General features: G+C 29.3%; 3 protein-coding genes. 1 reads left to right on the top strand and 2 read right to left on the bottom strand.

The genetic code is table 11. The annotated features are described in order from the left end of the window. The first annotated feature begins 192 nt into the window (after nucleotides 1-192). Nucleotides 193-903, top strand: a complete 711-nt coding sequence (deoD, locus tag G3997_RS04805; RefSeq protein ID WP_296648941.1) for a purine-nucleoside phosphorylase — start codon at nucleotides 193-195, stop codon at nucleotides 901-903. A gap of 75 nt (nucleotides 904-978) precedes the next feature. Here the strand turns inward: deoD and lexA are convergent, their stop codons facing one another. Continuing rightward, the gene (gene lexA, locus G3997_RS04800; RefSeq protein ID WP_296648937.1) at nucleotides 979-1,605 is read right to left on the bottom strand and encodes a transcriptional repressor LexA; all 627 of its coding nucleotides are present in this window, start codon (nucleotides 1,603-1,605) and stop codon (nucleotides 979-981) included. A gap of 96 nt (nucleotides 1,606-1,701) precedes the next feature. Next, a complete protein-coding gene (locus tag G3997_RS04795; RefSeq protein WP_296648934.1) occupies nucleotides 1,702-2,856 on the bottom strand; it encodes a tyrosine-type recombinase/integrase in 1,155 nt (384 codons plus the stop codon). Nucleotides 2,857-2,987 lie beyond the last annotated feature (131 nt).

The raw sequence follows: 2,987 nt of genomic DNA, 5'->3' as shown, positions 1-2,987 counted from the left end.
TCTATGAAACAAGCTCCATTAATATGATAATATAAAAGCTACTCTATGTAAAAGATCTATTTATGGTATAGAAAATATAACATCATTTATAGTATACTACTACTTGGATATACACAAAATTAAATTAATTATAATTTATCTGGGTATATACTATATGTACATAAGATAATTTAAATTTAGGAGGAAAACAACATGAGTACACCAACACCACACAATAATGCAAAATTAGGGGATATAGCGGAAACTGTCTTATTACCAGGAGATCCATTAAGAGCTAAATTTATAGCAGAAACTTTCTTAGAAGACGTTGTTCAATACAATACTGTAAGAGGGATGTTTGGATATACTGGATACTATAAAGGTAAGAGAATCTCTGTTCAAGGGTCAGGAATGGGTATACCATCTATAGGAATATATTCATTCGAGCTTATACATTTTTATGGAGTTAAGAACTTAATAAGAGTAGGCTCAGCTGGTGCTATAAATAAAGATTTAAAGCCATATGATGTAGTTATAGGTATGGGAGCATGTACAGATTCAAACTATGCATCTCAATATAACTTACCAGGAACATTTGCTCCAATAGCTAGCTATGAATTAATGCAAAAAGCTATAGACGTTGCAAAAGAGCAAGGAACAGATGTAAAAGTAGGAAACATATTATCAAATGATGTCTTCTATAGCGATGCAGGTTTAGATAACTTAGTTAAATGGCAAAAGATGGGCGTTCTTTGTGTTGAAATGGAAGCTGCAGGTTTATACATGAATGCAGCTAGAGCAGGAGTAAATGCTTTAGCTATAGTTACTATTTCAGATTGTCCTTTAACAGGTGAAGAAACAACTTCTCACGAAAGACAAGTAGCTTTCACTAAAATGATGGAAATAGCTTTAGAATTAGCTTAANNNAAATAGCTTTAGAATTAGCTTAATTAAATAATTATAAAATAAAAAAGATAAGGATTAATTTCCTCATCTTTTTTATTTTATAACTCTAAATACCCCAGTAACTATACCTATAACTTCAACATCCTTATGATTTAACATTATAGGATCTAGAAAATCATTCTCTGGTTGAAGTCTTATCATATTATTATCTTCATTGAAAAATCTCTTTACCGTTGCATACTCTTTATGTATAAGAGCAACAACTATCTCTCCATTTACCGAAGTACTTTTTCTATCAACTATAACATAGTCACCATTTAAAATACCAGCATTTATCATGCTATCCCCTTTAATTTTTAACACAAAGTTATCATTACCTTTTATAAAGTTAGCAGGGAAGGGAATATACTCTTCAACATTCTCTTTAGCTAATATAGGTTGTCCAGCAGTTACTTGACCAACTAATGGCAAATTAAGTATCTCCTGATTAAAAGTCATTTTACTTCCATCTAGAACCTCAATCGCTCTAGGCTTAGTTGGATCTCGTCTTATATAACCGTATTTTTCAAGTTTATTTAAATGTGAGTGAACAGTAGATGTAGATTTTAATCCAACAGCTTCACATGTTTCTCTAACTGAAGGCGGATATCCTTTAAGAGCTATTTGTTCTTTAATAAACTCTAATATCAATATCTGCTTAGGGCTTAAATCTAAATACATAAAAGCTATCCTTTCTAAATTAAATTTATAATTATATTGTAACACAACGAACATATTTATACAAACATTTGTTCTGAATTGTATAAAATAGAATTTTTAAATATTTACCTCTTCATTATCCTCATGTTTATCATCTTCAATCCATTCGAAGTTATTAACGATATCTCGTTTAACATGTTTTTTATGAGCAGCATAAAGCTGAGTCGTTGTAACATTATCGTGATCTAATAAGTTTTGAACATCATAAATAGAAAATCCATTTTGTATTAGAGAAGTAGCAGCCGTAGCTCTTAACTTATGAGGGCTATAACCACTTTCTCTAGATGTCTCCATAGAAATAGACGTATATTTCTTTACAAGTTGTCTAATAGCCTTAGGATCCATTCTTTTATGTTGAAGAGATAAGAATAAAGTATCCTTATATTGTTCATCTAAAAGCTCACTTTGTGGTCTTTCATTTAAGATATAATCCTTAATAACAGACTCACAAGTATTGTTAATAGGCATTAAAACTTCTTTACCTCTTTTTCTATAAATTTTAAACTCACCTCTAGAGAAGTTAAAAGAAGAAATATTTAATTCTCTAAGCTCATTTAGTCTAAGTCCATATGTAACAAATAGAGCTAATATCGCTTTATCTCGAAGCTTAGTCTTTCTCCAGTAAATCTTCTCACGCTCAGTAAGACCGTATCCTGTTTCAACAGCTTCTAACATCTTAGCAACCTCATCAATTTCTAAACGTTTTATAGCATCTGGTTGAGGCTTAGGAAGCTTAATAGGGTTAAAACCATCTGTTATATTATTTTCTAATTGATCATTCCTATATAAGAATTTAAATAGAGTAGATAGTGATGATTTTTTTCTAGCAAGTGCACGATTGTTATTTTCAAATATCAATGTATTTTTTTCTGTCTGTTTATAATATCTAGAGCAGTAATCACCTAAGAATAGATTAATATCCCTAGCCTTTACATTTTTAAACTCTTCTAATGTAATATCGAAAGTTTTATCTGCACTTGTAACATCTTTTGTTTCTGTTAGATAAGTACAAAAGAARTGAATATCATCTAAATATGCAAGTCGAGTAGAGATTGCTACAGATCCTTTTAAATATATAAAGTAATCTTTCATAAATTTAGGTAATTTATTTTCTACCTTAATGCATTTTTCTATTAACTCATTATCTCTAAAAACTATATTGTCTGGTTTATCAGATTTATTATGTATCTTTATAATTTTCTTATCATCCATATAAAATATCTCCTATAAATTTTCATATTTATAAAATAGCATAGATGTTTATTAATTTCAACTATCCCTTAAATATGGGTAATAGAGATTAATACTATAAATAGTAGCAAAATAGGCCTATATACAAAATA

It is taken from the genome of Romboutsia sp. 13368, from assembly GCF_018336475.1.
Taxonomy (GTDB): Bacteria; Bacillota; Clostridia; order Peptostreptococcales; family Peptostreptococcaceae; genus Romboutsia.
This window is presented reverse-complemented; position numbering and strand designations above follow the sequence as displayed.